Below are 14,459 nucleotides of genomic sequence, written 5' to 3' on the forward strand. Positions count from 1 at the left end.
TCGTGATGAACAGTATTAGTTTTGCGGCTTTGACTGATGGTGTTCCATCTTGCCTTTACCACCGTGGTGCGGACCCTTTGGACCGTTGTGGTGGAATTTCTTACCAGCACGTAGTTCTTGGCGATCAAGTTTGCCGTCTTCGTTGCGATCGAGTGCTGCGAATTCTTTCTGACGTTGCTTCTCAATCGCCTCCAGCGTTATTTTACCATCGCCTTTCACGTCGAGACGGCGCTCCATACGATCAGCAGCGCGGCTCACCATGCGCTTAAGCGCAAGCGCTTCGATTTCATCGCGAGAGAGTACACCGTCGCCATTGGTATCAGCGGCTTTCAATTCATCCATGCGAGAAAACTTTTCAAGATCAATCGGGCCGCGTTTGCCCTTGGCTCCATCGGTTTGCGTAATGGAAGTATCCGTCGCTGACTTGTCTGTATTGTCGCTCGATTTGTCCTGTGCGAAAGCAGGGGCTGAAAGCAATGCCGATGCAATTACGGCAATATACAATGTCTTCGATTTCATAGTGTTTTGACTCCATCACTCTATACAAGGGCGCCGCTAATTGGCGTGTGAGTAATGTCGGCCATATTAGGTGAACCTGATATGAACAAGCCAATTAATAATCGGTAATGTTATGATGGCTTCTTTGCGAGGTATCTTTCTCTGAACATTGAGAAGAGGCCAGCAGCGACAACGATGCCCGCGCCAGTGACTACATTCCAGGTTAGTTGCTCCTGGAACACAAGGACAGCAATGAAAGCGCCGATAACGAGCTGCAAATATGTGAGCGGTTGTACTTCACCGGCTTCGAGAATGTCGTAGGCACGAATGAGGCAGTAATGGCTTGCAATACCACAGGCGCAGAGCGCTGCCATCCACGGCCAATCGTGCGGGGCAATCGATTCCAAATGAAACAGACCAACGGCTGTGAGAACGACCGCGCCACCGATGCCCGTATAGAAGAAGCTGGTCATCGCGCTGTCATATTTGCTGACCGCACGCGTTGCGATGACGTAAATGGCAAACATTGTTGTCGCAGTTAGCGGGAACAGCAGGTTCCAGTCGAAATAGACGTGCGTCGGGTCAATAATGAGCAGAACGCCGAACAGTCCGACGACAATAGCGGTCCAGCGACGCCAACCCACTTTTTCGCCAAGGAAGGGCACGGAGAGCATTGTGACGAGCAGAGGGCCAACCTGGAAGATTGATTGCGCCATCGCCATGCCGACCCTGCTGAGGCCAAATACGAAGACAACAATTTCTGTTGCGAGGAGTACGCCGCGAAAAATCTGCAATGCAGGTTTCTTCGTTGATGCTGCGCGGGCCATGCCCCCAGACCGTGTGGCAAGCAAAATCACGAACACGGCGAAAGCCCAGTACCGCACCATCGTGATAAAGATCGGCGAGTAATGTGATCCAAGATACTTCGAGATACCGTCCTGCGCAGCGAAAATGGCGACGGCAACAAGTGTAAATGTGTAACCAAGGCTTTTGGGGGTCATGGGCAACTCATAATCCCACCGTGCCGGTTTCGCCATGCTTAATTATGCATGGCCGCCGCTATTTATGATTGATGTTATTTGGGAGTAAAAAGAGCGTTAAATGCCGGTGCAACAAATGTAGGCGGGATCGTCCAGCCATCATGTAATCAGCGGTAACTCTTTGAAAGAAGAGGAGAAAATGGTGGGTGATGTAGGGATCGAACCTACGACCCGCTGATTAAGAGACCTATGTTTTATATTGATTTTATTAGACCTTTTTCTAAACTGGTCACAAAATCGCTCTAGCAAAAACAAGGACTTACAAACCGTTTGTAAACTGTTCTAGCTTGGAAATAGCGATTTCTGCAAGCTCAATTTTTCCACCCAGATAGTGTGCATCAAGTATTGCTTCAGCGTCCTTTTGACTGTGGCCGGTAATGGCCGCTATCTGGCTTGTATTGCACCCGGCAAGCGCCAGTCTTGTCACTGCTGTGCCTCTCAGATCGTGAAAGTTCAAATCATCGATCCCCGCTTTGGCACATGCCTTTCCCCACGATGTTCTAAAACCATCTTCTGTCCAAGCCTTGCCACGTGAGTTTATCAGTATCGTGTCAAAGCTCTTTTCCCCATCTCCCAGGAGTGCCTTAAGCGGCTGGCCTACAGGGATAGTCACACGTGCTCCGGTTTTGCTTTGCTTGATCCGTAGTGTCTTGCCGTCATAGGCAGGCCAGCTAACCCGCAGCAGGTCGCCTTGTCTCTGCCCGGTCCACAGGCCCATCATCAACGCAAGCTGCAATTCTTTCGATGCTACCCGGATAAAACGGGCGATAACATCTGGCGTCCAGATCTTCTCTGCCCGGTCAGACTTATACAGCCTGCCGCCACGTTCACAGACGTTTACAGAGATGTGCCCACGGTCTTTTGAGAATGATAGGACACGGCTTAGCACAGACCATGCATAATCAGCCGTTCGTGGTCGGTCTACCATTGTATCGCGCCACTGCTTGAATTTGCCTCGTGCGCGTGGATTTTCCAGATATGCAAATGACAAATCACCGAATACATCCTCTATCTCCTTGAGGTATCGGATATAATCTTTGCGGGTCTTATCGGATTTTCTGGTGAACTCTGACGCTGTAGAAAACTCTTTGATCAGGAATGCCAGCGTCTGTTTCTTGCCTGATGTGAGCTGCTTACAGGCTTCGCTATACACTGCATGAAATTCCTTGTCAGAGGGGGATAGGATTTTCCCATCTTCCCCTCTAAGCAGTGGACCGCCGCGCCAAGCGTAATAGTAAGATTGCTCATCGCCGTTAGCGAGAAGCTTTTTTACCCTGTGAACGCCTTTGAGCGAGACGCGCATCTATTGCAGCCTCCATTTCATCGAAATTGGTATCATCATTCATTTGTGGTTGTAGACCGGATACCTTCCCATTCATGGGAAATACTGTCGATGATAATCGCAGTGTAGCCAGCCTTTTCAAAAGCCTTGATTGCCTGAATGTATCGTGACGAAGTAAACGGCGGGTCGAGGTCAATCACATCAAAGCCGCCTGCAACGTCCGCATAGAAGCGCGAACGCTTATTCTCCGTATCGATAAAGCCGATCTTTCCCTCTTGACCGACAAGACCACGCGCATAGAGCAGGGCGCTATATGTCTTTCCTGATCCTGATGGGCCAGCAATCGACGTGAGTGTGAATGTCTTTTCGCGTACTGCGCGTTCAATTTTCATGATTATGCTGCCTCGGCAGGGATCGAAGGTTCATTTTCGATCTGCTTTTCAAAGTAATCGGATGGTGATGCGGTGTACCCGCTGCCGTAATAGGTCGGCCAAAACTTGGTTCTCAGGCATTCAGCCAGAATATCGAGAGCCGCACGGTTCTGCCGCGCACCAATCCAAACATACTGAGCGTCAACAGGCTTGATGTTGTAGGCGTATGGGCGCTTTGTTTCGACAAACAGCAGAACATGGTCAGTGATCCGGCGACCAGTCAGAAGCTCCAATGCAGAGCCAGCAAGGGCCATCTGCATGTGATAATTGAACTTCTTAATTGAGGTCAGACAGGGGAGCTTTGCCAAAAGATGGCATCGAGCTTCCGAATAATGCGCTTGTGACCTTCTCACACCGAATTACGCGAATGATCAGTGACCCTGACGGTTTAACTAGCCAAGGGGCCATGACCTTCGAGGCGTTTGTAGAACAGCCATAACACTGAAAATCAAAGCATTTAAACGCCGTCCATTGTGGGCGGCTTTTTTTATGGAGCAACCACAATGGCAAGACCAGTAACTGCACGTTTCGGCAAATTCCTAGTCCTTCTGGGGGACGGGGCCACACCAGAAGAGTTCGCAATGCCTTGCGGCTTTACTTCGAAGTCGTTGACACTTTCCAACAACTTGAATGAAATCGAAATTCCAGATTGCGATGATCCTGATGCACCCTTCTGGATGGCGCGAGACATTCAGTCAATGTCTGCCCAGATCAGCGGCGAAGGCGTCCTTGCTGCTGAAGCTATTCCCACATGGTCGGCTGCTCGTCAGAATATGGACGGGGTTTCGGTTCGGGTCGAGATCGAGTTCTCAACTGGTACGCTCGTCTATTTGGGCAAGTTCAAGTTTGAAAGCTTTGAGCTTGGTGCTGAGAGTGGCGGACGCGTCACGATTAATGTCTCCATGCAGTCAGACGGCGAAGTCACTGAAACTTGGACGCCAGTAACCCCATGAGCCGAGATGCAAGCCTAACAACGGACTTCGGGAATGACAGTTACACGTTCGCTCTGAGATGGGGCCAGCTTGCCAGTCTGCAAGAAGCTTGTGACGCCGGTCCTTATGTTATCCTCGACCGACTGGTTGGCGGTACGTGGAAAATGAACGATATCCGGGAAACTATCCGGTATGGGCTGATCGGCGGGGGCTTAGCTCCTGCTGCCGCCCTTACCTTAGTTCGCGAATACGTTGAAGCTCGCCCTCCCATGGAGAACGTTCTGTTGGCAAGAGCCATTCTGACGGCCGGCTTGATGGGTGCCCCGGAGGAAAAGGTGGGGGAGGCCGAAGCGGCAAATCAGGGGAGCCCATCGATGTCCTTCGTGCTGTTGCTGCTGGGTTGAAGGAAGCTGGTGGCGATGTAGCCACACTAACCAACCTCGTAAAAAGCGGAGAAGTCTCATCCAAGGCCTTCTTTGCTGCATTTGAGGCAGGCGCTCCGGTAATTCAGGATTTGGCGTCTAAGACCACGCCAACATTGTCTAACGAGTTCACAAAGCTCTATAACGTCTTGGTCGATACCGCTGTAAAATTTAATGAAAATGCCAATGTCGCTGAAGGCATGAAGCCGGTCTTTGCTGATTTGGCGTCACTAATTAGGGATATTGGTAATGCGTTCAACGAAGCAATTTCGTGGGCAAATGGGTTCGGGGAAGCTCTTAACAATATTAACAACGCTGCTACTGACTTCGGAACGTGGTTGGGTGAAAAAACCGGTCTGCGTGAAGTCGGCAGGATGTTTGAAGATGCTGCAACCGAAGTTAGTGACTTCAACAAGCAGGCTGCTGTTGCTGAAAACGTAGCCAATCGTATTAATGAAGCATTCGGACCTCTAAGCACGGCCAAGGGCGATCGAGTGGCAACCGCTCCAGCGGAGCCGGTGAGGCCCGTATCCCTTGCAGATTTTGCTGTGCCTACAAAAGCTACTAAGGCTAAAAAAACAGGAGGGGCAGCAAAAAGCCAAAGCAAGACCGCTGATCAGCAGATCGATGATGATGTAAGGGCTATTCAGGACAGAATAGCCGCAATGCAGCTTGAAACTCAGTTAGTTGGTAAATCGTATCAAGAGCAAGAAAAGCGGCGCATGTCGCTGGAACTGGAACAGCAGGCACTTGCGAAGCTGCGAGATGAAGCGATCAAAAAAGGTCAGACTGATCTTTCAGGCATTAAAATTTCGGATGATCAGCGCGCTAAAATTGATCAAGTATCTGATGCATATGCGCGCCAAGCGGATGAACTTCGCCGCGTTCAGGAGCAGCAGGACAGATCAGAGCAGGCCGCTAACGAGTTCTACAGTACATTTAAATCTAGCATGTCAGGTGCCATACGCGGGGCAGAAAGCCTTAGTGAAGCACTCTCCAATATTCTTGATAAACTCGCCGATATGCTGATCAATGCGGCATTTGATGCGCTGTTCAAACCGTCTTCAGGTGGGGCCGGCGGCGGTATGTTCGGTGGCATCTTTAGTAGCTTGGGTAGTTTGATACCGGGCTTTGCCAGAGGCACCAATTCAGCACCACGCGGATTGGCGGTAGTCGGTGAAGAAGGACCGGAGTTGGTTCGGTTCGGCGGCGGTGAACAGGTTATCCCTAATCACAAATTGCGGGCACCTTCGATGCCAACTCTTCAAGGAAGGTCGGCAGGTTCGACGGGCGGCTCATTCACCTTCGCACCTGTGATCGACGCTCGCGGCGCTGATGTCGCCGCAGTGGCAAGGCTTGAACAGGTCGTTGCCCAACAGCAAGCCGAGTTCAGTGGGCGAGTTGTTCAGACAATGCGGAATGCAAAATCAACTCGGAACTGGAGGGGTAGCTAAGTGGCCATCACATACCCCTATGACATCCTTGCGGACTTTCCGGGCTGGAGCGTCGAATTTGACCTTCTCTATCGTCAGGAAATGAGCAGAACCGCGATTGGCCAGACTTTCGTCAAAGATCTCGGCTCACCAATCTGGACGGCTTCATACCAATCCCGCTCCATGCGTCCGAATGAATTGGATGCTTGGCGCGCTCGGTTGAAGGCTCTTGAAGGTGGGTTGAAACAGCTCCTCGGCAGGCCAAAAAGCCGTTGCTTCCCGATTGCCTATCCGAACGGGACAGGAATGGGGAATGTTTCGGCGGTCACGTTGGCATCTATCGGCGCGAACCGAAACACAGTTGGCCTGTCTGGTTTGCCGGGTGGCTATGTCGTCAGCGTTGGAGATTATATCCAGATCGGCACCAACAATCTGCATCAGGTCGTGAATGTCTCAGGTGCAGAGATTGAGATCAGGCCTCACATCTGGCCCACAACGGTGGTCGGTGATGCTGTGATGCTTGTTCGTCCATCGTGCCGAATGACAATCATTCCGGGCTCAATCAACTCCACTGCTGATGCTTCAACGGGGCGCGGTGTGGTGACGTTCCAGACAATTGAGAGCAGATAGCAATGCGCAATCTTTCGATGGAGAATTACTCAGCGCTCCAAGCGCGTGAGTTGGTTGCGCGTGACTTTATCTGGTTCACAGCGCGGAATAGAGCCACAGGAGCGCCGTTCTCTTATGGCTTCTGGTCTGACGTTGGTAATGTCAATGCGCCTATTCTGAACCCAAATACTGGGCTTGCCGAAACAAGGAACTTCGAAGGATCGGGAACACTGATCCAGATCAGCGATATTCCACTGGTCGCAAATCTGACGGTTCAGACGATCACGGTGAACATGAACCAGATCAGTGAGGGCGTTCAGAACATCGTTCGCGGTTATGATCTGAAACAGGGCGGTGTTGAAGTTTACCGCGGCTTGTTCTCTCCGGTATCGCGGCAGATTGTTTCCCCGGCGATCAATCGCTTCATTGGTTATGTCGATCAGATTGAGATCAAAACAACCGTGTATCGTCATCGCAGCGCCCTTACACCAACAAGAGAGTTGGTAAAGGTGTCGCTTACGCGATTGTCACGTCAAAATACTACAACGAGCTGTTTACCGGCTTTCCATCGTTCAAATTCGAGATACAGGGCCGCAAGCTCTATGACATCTCGAAGGATACGACGGCTGGCGGTTCTGGAACTCAGCGTTGGAGTACCCCTTCAACCTGGGGTGGCGATGGCGATGACCTTCTCGCAGTACAGGCTTACAACCTGTTGCGTGGGCTCATTGAGCAGAACACATGGCTATATGGCCTGCAGACGGTCACGGCTGCGCGATTACCCGCCGCTGACTGGATTTATCAGGTCAACAAGTGTCGCCTGCAGGTGCAAGGCCCAGACGGTCTAGAGCCACAGTTTGTCACTGGCGGCGAAATCGCGGTCAACACGTCTATTGGTGATGCTGTCGATAAACTGCTGACTGGCGGCAATGCGAGACTGATTGAAAGTGCCGGTGTCTATAAGATCCGTGTTGGTGAACCGGATGCGCCGATAGCCTACTTCACCGACGATGAAATCCTTTCGACTGAGGAACAGTCATTTACTCCGTTCTTCGGTCTATCCGAGACAGTGAACGGCATTACAGCGGTTTATCCTGAACCGAAGGAGGGCTGGAATACTAAGGCCGCTCCTCCGCTCTATAACCCGACTTATGAAGCAGAAGACGGCAATCGCAGGCTCCTGACAGATGTTCCGATGGATTTTGTCTATCGTCCCGGTCAGGTTCAACGCTTGATGAAGGCTGCATTGAATGAGGCTCGCCGTGCGCGCCGTCATACATTCGTACTGCCGCCTGCATATTGGACGCTTGAGCCGGGAGATATCATCTCGTGGACCAGTGCGCGCAATGGCTATGTCAACAAGCTTATGCGGGTTGATGGCACCATCGACAAAGCAAATCTCGATATCGTCCTTGATCTAACCGAAGTCGATCCATCTGATTACGACTGGAACCCGGATACCGATTACACGCCGCCTGTCTTCGCACCGATTGGTGTTGTTCGGCCTACACCACAGCCGATCATTGATTTTTCAGCCGTCGCAGCTGTTGCACAGGATGACAACGGCAATAATCGACGGTGTGCCATTCTGCTTGGATGGGATGGTGATCAGGAAGACGTTGATCTTGTCATGTACGAGATCAGAACGGCATGGGATTTGTCGGTCATCTTCGCCGGCCGGACAGAACGAGTGTCAGTTGGATCGATGCTCGTTGCGCCGGGTATGCTGCTTCTTCCTACGAAGTCGTATCAAATCCGCGCTCGTTACGCGACATATGCCGGTAACAGGCCTTTTGAATGGTCGGACTGGATACCTGTAACTATGTTCGATATCCGGCTTGGACCGCTGGATATCTACCCGATACCGATTGATCAGCTGAATGAAGATGTTCAGCGCAATCTAGCGTGGATCGGTGACAGCTTCCGTTATGTTCAGGAAGAGCTTGACCGTATCGGCGCAGAAGCCAGCGAGCAGGAAAGTGCCAACTACTTCGACAAGCAAACGCTTCGTCGGGAAATGTCGGTCACGGCTCAAGGCCTCAAGGCTTCGTACACAGAAGCGATTGAGGTGGCCATTGGTCCCGGATCGGCAATCGTTACCCGGATTGAGAGCTTAGAAGCGGAAGTTACTGATCTCAACACTGGTCTCACAGCGACTGCTGGCGCAGTTGATCTTCTACAGGTCAAAGTCACCACTATGGACGGCGTTTTGACTGCTACAGCTAACGCTGTGACGGGCTTGACGGCAACCGTGGGCAATTTCTCGGCATCTGGTCTATTCCGAACAACCGTTGAAGCGACACCTGCCGGTGCTCTTGCTCGTATTGGCTTGAGTGTAGCAGCGTCAGGAAACGGGACGACATCACAGGCTGCTTTGTTCCTTGATGCCCTAACGGGAGGACAAAGCCGGATCGTTATGAATGCAGACCAGATTATTCTCACCAACGGCACAAACAGTGAAGCGCCGTTCGCTTTCATTGGTGGGCAAGCAACAATGATGTTGGCGCGCATTAATGAAATCACAGCCGGAATAATTCGGTCTCCCGACAATCAGGTCGTCTTCAACCTTGGAAACAAGACGCTGATCTTCAGCGATAATACGTGAGGAACCATGGCTCAACGTGTCTTTCTCAGTGGTAATCCGCCTCGGCTTATCACCAGTAAGCCGGGGCAGAATGCCTCTCCCTCATTGGCCGATGACCAGAAGACGTTCGACAGCGACTGGTTTTATGGAGGCGGGATTAAGTTTCATCTTACCGCCAACTCTCTCAACACATCGAGCGTCAACTTTCCGATAGCGTTGAATTACATCCCTTCGGTTGTCGGGATAAAGGTCATGGATATGGATAAGGAGCCTGCAAAGCTTCTTAAGATAGAAAGCGGAGTTCCTGCACCCCCGGCAAATGCGAAGACAATCATTCTTTCCGGCGGAGTGGAAGGTGCTAGTCGGGCGAATATCGGTACAGCGTCGATTTACAATATCCCTCTCCAGACCAACACTTTCTACAACTACATCACCCACTTTTTCGTGTTTGAAGCATGAGCAAAAGAATATTCTGCGGGCTTCAAGGCGCGAAAGCATCGTTTCGTGTGGCGCTTCCGGGGCAGGATGCCGAAGCTGGTAATGGACCGATGGTCTATTCGTCGGACAATGACTTCTTGCGCGTCCATACTCGATCCAGTCCAACTGGCGAGGTCATGACAAACATTGGTAGCGGTGGCGCAGGCGGACGATATCTTTACACGCTGTATCGGACTTTCCCTGATCTTGGCTATCTGCCACTCATTTTCTACACCGTCTGCATCGACAGTGAAGGTGGTTTGAACAACCGCGTTATGTTCCCTTGGGATAGCTCGGTAAATACAGCTCGATATCCCGTAACGGTTAATTGCGCGATATCGAACAATGCCGTTTGGTTCTCATGTGAAGGATACACCTTCTCGCAAACGCTTAAGATCAAATACGTCATCTACAAAAACAGGTTGCTGTAATGCCTCAGAGAATAAAGTTCTCACCAAATGGCGTGACAGTTTCCAAACCTGGCTTTGATGTCGATGTCGCCAGCTTGGAAAATCTCACGATGTATCCGGGTATGGAGCCGATGCGGCCCATACATTCAAATTCGGTAACGTTCTCAGGCGGCGGAAGCCAAGACTTCAGTTTCGCTAACCCGACTGGCGCAATCCCTTATGTGGTTATGAGATCATCCGAAGGCACTTTCCCCGGCAGAGACACCTTTTGTGCTGAGATGTGGGAGCCTTACACAACCTGTCGCATCCGAAACATTGACGGCGTACCGCGAACAATTCGCTTCTTCGTACTCGTTTAAATCAGGAAATCAGAAATGACCGACACGACGGTGGATAAACCGGCGCAGCCTTCGCACGTCCAGATTGATCCTATGGCGGCAGCAAGCGAGGCGATGGCTCTGAATGAGTTCTACAAGAACCGCAACTTGCTTCTCGCCAATGAAATCTCCGGTATGCGGATGCAAATCTCAATGCTGGAAACTCAGTGCGAAGCATTCCGCCAAGAGCTCGAACAGCGAAACAATGATCTTGAAGCCGCTCAGAAGACCAAAAGGAGCGCGTAATGGCTATTCGTCCTGATTATGATATCGGCACAGTGACGCTTGTTGCGAGCAGCGCAAACTTCACCACGACAGGCGCATCGCTCCAGACAGCTGCTGTTCAGGCTGGTGACGCGATTATCACCCCATCAGGGCATGTGCTGATTATTGCATCTGTTACAGGACAGAATAGCGGAACACTGTTTCTACCTTGCCCAGCTGGCGCGGCGGGAACGAACTTACCTCTTCGCATCCGCTTCCAGCCAGACGGCAGTCGTTATCAGGGCGCTGTTCGCAATCTGGTCGATCTTATATCCAGCGGTAATGTTGAAGCATTCGCTGCGCTCGTTGGGGCTGCGGGGCTTGTCCCGATGTTTACCGGACCTGGTGCACTGGATCTAGTCGATCCTGCGACATTTGGCATCCAAGACCCGAACGGCGTCTTGGCTAACATTCTGGCGTATGGGTCCATTCAGTCGCCGCAAGGCAGGTTGTCTTTAGTGAACGGTGTCTCCGTTCCTCAATCGGATGTATCTGCAGCTACTGTGGTATATTATGTTCCCGCAATAGGAAATCTGGTGCCGCTCTTTGATGGCACAAGCTTCGTCATACAATCCATCGGTAACAGCCTTTCTGTCGCTTTAAGCGCTGCTACACTCGGTGCATTTGCCCAAGTTGATTGGTTTGTATTTCTAGATGGAACGACTGTTCGTCTTGGTTTTGGAAATTCGTGGTCTGGTCAGTTTGTGCGTGGAGGCCAAATTTCACAGCGCAACGGTATCTGGGTTAATTCTGCCGCTCTGTCTTTGAGGTTCGGACCAAGTTCCGGTGAAGTAGTCACAGTCCCAGCCAGCCAAGCAACCTATGTAGGCTCTACGGGCGGCGCTCCAGTTGCAGGCACTGTTAATGACAGTCGCTATATCCGGGGGCTTTACAATTCTTATAATCAGGTCTCAAGGCCATTATTGCTACGCGGCGACAACACCACATGGACGTACTCAGATGCAGCATTTCGCGTCTTTAACAGTAATGGCAACAACAAAGTTGCCGCCATGTGTGGTCTCCCTGGGACGCCAGTGTCCATAAGGCTGATTATCGATGTTGCCAGTACTGTGGCGAATACTCAGATCACAGCGTCAATAGGCTTGGATCGAGTGAACGCAGAGGATGCCACGCAGAGAACTCTTGCATTCGCAGGTCCCTCCGTAGTGGGTACACCGGTAGCGCACTTCGATGACACGGTCGGCCTTGGCTTCCATAATTTCTACCCGCTTGAATATGGCAACGCGTCAGCCGTGCAAACTTGGCGTTTTTTCGCAGTTTACGGGATGTCAGGAGAGGTAACACTGTGAAGAATGCAATCGGATCGGCTGATGACAAATTAACGTTCTCGCCGCCTTCTTGGAAAGGTCGTTGGGGAACCCGAACAAGAAGCAAGACAGCCTCAACACCTTACCTTGATCCAACTGAAAGGACTGCTTGTTACATCGTTGCTGGGCAGTCTAACGCATGTAACTGCGGTGGAACTGGCCAAATCTATTCACCATCAAATCCAAGTAAACTCGATCATATTTTTGTAGACGATGGAGGAGTTTACCAGTGCGCCGATCCACTGTTGGGCACGGAAAACGGATATGCTGGTGAAGTTGGAAACTTGTTTTTTCGTATGGCTGATCAGATGATAAATCAGGGATACAAGGATCGTGTAATTCTCATTCCTGTTGGCATCGGCGCGACAAGTGTTAAGCAATGGAATGATGAGCTCTATGAGAGAATTGTCATTGCGCACCGGCGAGCCACTAACAAAAACATTCCAGTCAACGGTATTCTCTGGCAACAGGGAGAGACAGATACCGGATTGGGCACGTCGCAATCAGTGTATTTGGATAACATGGGGCAACTGATCGGCAAGGTGACAAATCTGGGTGTTTCTGCACCTTGGGTCATTGCTAAGGGATCTTTGTACGCTGGCGAAACGAGTAGTGCGGTGCGAGCGGCTCAAGCTGCGATAGTCAATGGAACAGATATTCTTTCCGGTCCCGATACTGACACTCTGACTGGCACTAATAGAAATCCTGACAACACTCATTTCAGCGTAACCGGGATGAATGCTGCAGCATCTCTGTGGAGCACATCGATAAAGGCAGCTATGCCCTAATGAATTAAACTATTGTCGCAACGCCGGATGAAAGATGTTGGCTTATCCCAAGCTCTTTGGAATTTGGTTCACCCATCAGAACTGAAGTCTTCTTACCAACAAGGACGTAATTTCGCATAAAGTAAGTGTAATCAGGTCGTTCAAACCCGTCATAATCACCTGCAGGAATATCAATTCCATCAACAATAATTCGCTCACTGATGCGTATGCGAACTTCTGCCTTGGTCTGATCTCGAAAATACATGAACCCTGCCTTCAATTTATCACTAAAGATTATGGTTTGTGCTGTGCAGCAATCTCACCCTCGAGCTTTAGGACATAACCGCGCAAATCATCAATATCAGTTTGAAGTTTATTAGACCATTCTTTCGAAGATATAAGCTCATCGTGCAGCTTCTGAGACCATTCCTGAGAGGATTTCAATTCAGTATGTAACTTCTCGGACCACTCTTGGGATTGCTTCAGGGCTTCTTGAAGATCTAGAATTTCGGCTTGATGTATCAATACTGTGTTGGCTTGTTCGGCAGAATGCTGGCGATAGAAGAGTAGTGCTTCAGGTACATATGCCGCAACATATCCCTTCTGGATCATTCGTAGAAATAAGTCAGCATCTTCCGGCGACCCTGTTGTCCTGTAGCCACCAACTTCATCATAGACGGAGCGGCGAAACATTGCCGAGCCATTTATGAAATTCTCTTTTTCTAGGTTTTTCAATGCTTCGTCGGTCGGTTCAGGAAACTTCCAATAATAACGGCGGTCTCCTGGTGCGCTTTCAATCTCTTTAGCGCCTACTCTCTTTGATAAATCATTAGAAAGTGGTCCGAAAATCACGATATCGCTGTAAGCGACAGCTGCATTCGGATTGGCATCAAGAGCGGCTTTAAGCTTTTCGATATAGGACGGATCAACGCAATTGTCCGCACCGATAAAACAGACATAATCCGATGTAGACCGCTCGACACAGCGTCGAAAGTTCTCAACGATGCCTAAGTTTTTATCGTTCTGGACAAAGTTGAAATTGCCTTCAATAGATTGAATTACGTCAATTGAACCGTCATTTGAGCAGTCATCAACCACAGAATACTCATCGGGGGTGATTGTTTGATCAAGGACTGATTTTATGGCGTCTTCAACATACAAACCGTAGTTGTAATTTGGTGTTATAACGCTGACAGATGTCAAGTTTCTTCGCCCCTGATTATCTTCTTTGGTTTGAAGATATGCAGTTTATTAGAAGTGTTCAATACTAGCCGCCCTTGAGGCGGTTTTTTCATGCCGAAAGGAAACACAATGGACAGAACCGTGCCAGCTGGTGGGCTCAGAGCAGGGTGATGAGATTGCTACGAATAAGGGCTGCATGCTTCGGTACCATTACCTCCAGCCCCGCATCAATAAATTCAATGATGGCTTCGCAGCATTCTTTAGATAGGCAGGAAAATTCCTTAGCCTTATCCAGTTCGAAAGATGGATGGCAAACGACCTTTGAAATATCCAAATAACTGTCGTGCTTCACCAGCTCATGAATTCCAGCAGGAAGAAATAACTGGTCACAGTTATGGGGACGAGGGTTTGTATTGATCCAAA

The 14,459-nt window shown here is 50.3% G+C and carries 20 protein-coding genes; 12 read left to right on the plus strand and 8 right to left on the minus strand.

Annotated elements, in window-relative coordinates; all coding sequences use genetic code 11:
* Positions 1–15: 15 nt before the first annotated feature.
* The 5 genes from OIV19_RS20660 to OIV19_RS20680 form a co-directional block, all read right to left on the minus strand.
* Positions 16–519: an EF-hand domain-containing protein gene (locus OIV19_RS20660; RefSeq protein ID WP_151093788.1), complete on the minus strand. Its 504-nt coding sequence runs from the start codon at positions 517–519 to the stop codon at positions 16–18.
* A 110-nt stretch (positions 520–629) separates the two neighbouring features.
* The gene (locus OIV19_RS20665; RefSeq protein ID WP_264233522.1) at positions 630–1,499 is read right to left on the minus strand and encodes a DMT family transporter; all 870 of its coding nucleotides are present in this window, start codon (positions 1,497–1,499) and stop codon (positions 630–632) included.
* Between the two features lie 298 nt (positions 1,500–1,797).
* Positions 1,798–2,841, minus strand: a complete 1,044-nt coding sequence (locus OIV19_RS20670) for a tyrosine-type recombinase/integrase (protein ID WP_264233524.1) — start codon at positions 2,839–2,841, stop codon at positions 1,798–1,800.
* A 35-nt stretch (positions 2,842–2,876) separates the two neighbouring features.
* A complete protein-coding gene (locus OIV19_RS20675) occupies positions 2,877–3,212 on the minus strand; it encodes an AAA family ATPase (RefSeq protein WP_264233529.1) in 336 nt (111 codons plus the stop codon).
* Positions 3,213–3,214: 2 nt separating this feature from the next.
* Positions 3,215–3,511, minus strand: coding sequence for a hypothetical protein (locus OIV19_RS20680; protein WP_319637626.1), 297 nt, complete (start codon positions 3,509–3,511; stop codon positions 3,215–3,217).
* 243 nt (positions 3,512–3,754) lie between these two features.
* On the opposite strand from OIV19_RS20680, the gene OIV19_RS20685 reads away from it, so the two are divergent.
* The 12 genes from OIV19_RS20685 to OIV19_RS20740 are packed head-to-tail and all read left to right on the plus strand — an operon-like array spanning position 3,755 to position 12,875.
* The gene (locus OIV19_RS20685; RefSeq protein ID WP_264233534.1) at positions 3,755–4,204 is read left to right on the plus strand and encodes a phage tail tube protein; all 450 of its coding nucleotides are present in this window, start codon (positions 3,755–3,757) and stop codon (positions 4,202–4,204) included.
* Positions 4,201–4,587 (plus strand): gene transfer agent family protein, encoded by a 387-nt coding sequence (locus tag OIV19_RS20690; RefSeq protein WP_264233536.1) that lies wholly within the window; start codon positions 4,201–4,203, stop codon positions 4,585–4,587. Before OIV19_RS20685 ends, OIV19_RS20690 begins: the two co-directional genes overlap by 4 nt.
* On the plus strand, positions 4,584–6,059 hold the full coding sequence (locus OIV19_RS20695; protein WP_264233538.1) for a hypothetical protein: 1,476 nt from the start codon (positions 4,584–4,586) through the stop codon (positions 6,057–6,059). The genes OIV19_RS20690 and OIV19_RS20695 overlap by 4 nt, the downstream gene beginning before the upstream one ends.
* Complete coding sequence (locus tag OIV19_RS20700; protein ID WP_264233539.1) at positions 6,060–6,668, plus strand: hypothetical protein; 609 nt, start codon at positions 6,060–6,062, stop codon at positions 6,666–6,668. It begins immediately after the preceding gene.
* 2 nt (positions 6,669–6,670) lie between these two features.
* Positions 6,671–7,495 carry a hypothetical protein gene (locus tag OIV19_RS20705; protein WP_264233542.1) on the plus strand — a complete coding sequence of 275 codons (825 nt, stop codon included), beginning with the start codon at positions 6,671–6,673 and terminating at the stop codon, positions 7,493–7,495.
* Complete coding sequence (locus OIV19_RS20710) at positions 7,474–9,252, plus strand: phage tail protein (protein ID WP_264233561.1); 1,779 nt, start codon at positions 7,474–7,476, stop codon at positions 9,250–9,252. The genes OIV19_RS20705 and OIV19_RS20710 overlap by 22 nt, the downstream gene beginning before the upstream one ends.
* 6 nt (positions 9,253–9,258) lie before the next feature.
* Entirely contained in the window at positions 9,259–9,690 is a 432-nt protein-coding gene (locus OIV19_RS20715; protein WP_264233544.1) for a hypothetical protein, read from the plus strand.
* Positions 9,687–10,139 (plus strand): hypothetical protein, encoded by a 453-nt coding sequence (locus tag OIV19_RS20720; RefSeq protein ID WP_264233546.1) that lies wholly within the window; start codon positions 9,687–9,689, stop codon positions 10,137–10,139. The genes OIV19_RS20715 and OIV19_RS20720 overlap by 4 nt, the downstream gene beginning before the upstream one ends.
* A complete protein-coding gene (locus tag OIV19_RS20725) occupies positions 10,139–10,477 on the plus strand; it encodes a hypothetical protein (RefSeq protein WP_264233548.1) in 339 nt (112 codons plus the stop codon). The genes OIV19_RS20720 and OIV19_RS20725 overlap by 1 nt, the downstream gene beginning before the upstream one ends.
* 15 nt (positions 10,478–10,492) lie before the next feature.
* On the plus strand, positions 10,493–10,741 hold the full coding sequence (locus OIV19_RS20730; protein WP_264233549.1) for a hypothetical protein: 249 nt from the start codon (positions 10,493–10,495) through the stop codon (positions 10,739–10,741).
* Positions 10,741–12,069: a hypothetical protein gene (locus tag OIV19_RS20735; RefSeq protein WP_264233551.1), complete on the plus strand. Its 1,329-nt coding sequence runs from the start codon at positions 10,741–10,743 to the stop codon at positions 12,067–12,069. Before OIV19_RS20730 ends, OIV19_RS20735 begins: the two co-directional genes overlap by 1 nt.
* Positions 12,066–12,875 carry a sialate O-acetylesterase gene (locus OIV19_RS20740; RefSeq protein WP_264233553.1) on the plus strand — a complete coding sequence of 270 codons (810 nt, stop codon included), beginning with the start codon at positions 12,066–12,068 and terminating at the stop codon, positions 12,873–12,875. The genes OIV19_RS20735 and OIV19_RS20740 overlap by 4 nt, the downstream gene beginning before the upstream one ends.
* Before the next feature lie 4 nt (positions 12,876–12,879).
* Here OIV19_RS20740 and OIV19_RS20745 read toward each other — a convergent pair whose 3' ends face one another.
* The 3 genes from OIV19_RS20745 to OIV19_RS20755 all read right to left on the minus strand — a co-directional run.
* Entirely contained in the window at positions 12,880–13,119 is a 240-nt protein-coding gene (locus OIV19_RS20745) for a hypothetical protein (protein WP_264233555.1), read from the minus strand.
* Between the two features lie 29 nt (positions 13,120–13,148).
* On the minus strand, positions 13,149–14,057 hold the full coding sequence (locus tag OIV19_RS20750) for a glycosyltransferase (protein ID WP_264233556.1): 909 nt from the start codon (positions 14,055–14,057) through the stop codon (positions 13,149–13,151).
* Positions 14,058–14,193: 136 nt separating this feature from the next.
* On the minus strand, positions 14,194–14,459 hold a 266-nt coding region (locus OIV19_RS20755), incomplete at its 5' end, for a hypothetical protein (RefSeq protein WP_264233558.1).

The organism is Brucella sp. HL-2, assembly GCF_025846885.2.
GTDB lineage: Bacteria > Pseudomonadota > Alphaproteobacteria > Rhizobiales > Rhizobiaceae > Brucella > Brucella quorumnocens.

Bases quoted from the DNA above. Each gene is read 5' to 3' on its own strand.
- OIV19_RS20680 (WP_319637626.1), bottom strand. From the start codon at position 3,511: ATGCAGATGGCCCTTGCTGGCTCTGCATTGGAGCTTCTGACTGGTCGC.
- OIV19_RS20690 (WP_264233536.1), top strand. From the start codon at position 4,201: ATGAGCCGAGATGCAAGCCTAACAACGGACTTCGGGAATGACAGTTAC.
- OIV19_RS20715 (WP_264233544.1), top strand. From the start codon at position 9,259: ATGGCTCAACGTGTCTTTCTCAGTGGTAATCCGCCTCGGCTTATCACC.
- OIV19_RS20745 (WP_264233555.1), bottom strand. From the start codon at position 13,119: ATGTATTTTCGAGATCAGACCAAGGCAGAAGTTCGCATACGCATCAGT.
- OIV19_RS20720 (WP_264233546.1), top strand. From the start codon at position 9,687: ATGAGCAAAAGAATATTCTGCGGGCTTCAAGGCGCGAAAGCATCGTTT.
- OIV19_RS20725 (WP_264233548.1), top strand. From the start codon at position 10,139: ATGCCTCAGAGAATAAAGTTCTCACCAAATGGCGTGACAGTTTCCAAA.
- OIV19_RS20730 (WP_264233549.1), top strand. From the start codon at position 10,493: ATGACCGACACGACGGTGGATAAACCGGCGCAGCCTTCGCACGTCCAG.
- OIV19_RS20665 (WP_264233522.1), bottom strand. From the start codon at position 1,499: ATGACCCCCAAAAGCCTTGGTTACACATTTACACTTGTTGCCGTCGCC.
- OIV19_RS20685 (WP_264233534.1), top strand. From the start codon at position 3,755: ATGGCAAGACCAGTAACTGCACGTTTCGGCAAATTCCTAGTCCTTCTG.
- OIV19_RS20675 (WP_264233529.1), bottom strand. From the start codon at position 3,212: ATGAAAATTGAACGCGCAGTACGCGAAAAGACATTCACACTCACGTCG.
- OIV19_RS20705 (WP_264233542.1), top strand. From the start codon at position 6,671: ATGCGCAATCTTTCGATGGAGAATTACTCAGCGCTCCAAGCGCGTGAG.
- OIV19_RS20670 (WP_264233524.1), bottom strand. From the start codon at position 2,841: ATGCGCGTCTCGCTCAAAGGCGTTCACAGGGTAAAAAAGCTTCTCGCT.
- OIV19_RS20735 (WP_264233551.1), top strand. From the start codon at position 10,741: ATGGCTATTCGTCCTGATTATGATATCGGCACAGTGACGCTTGTTGCG.
- OIV19_RS20660 (WP_151093788.1), bottom strand. From the start codon at position 519: ATGAAATCGAAGACATTGTATATTGCCGTAATTGCATCGGCATTGCTT.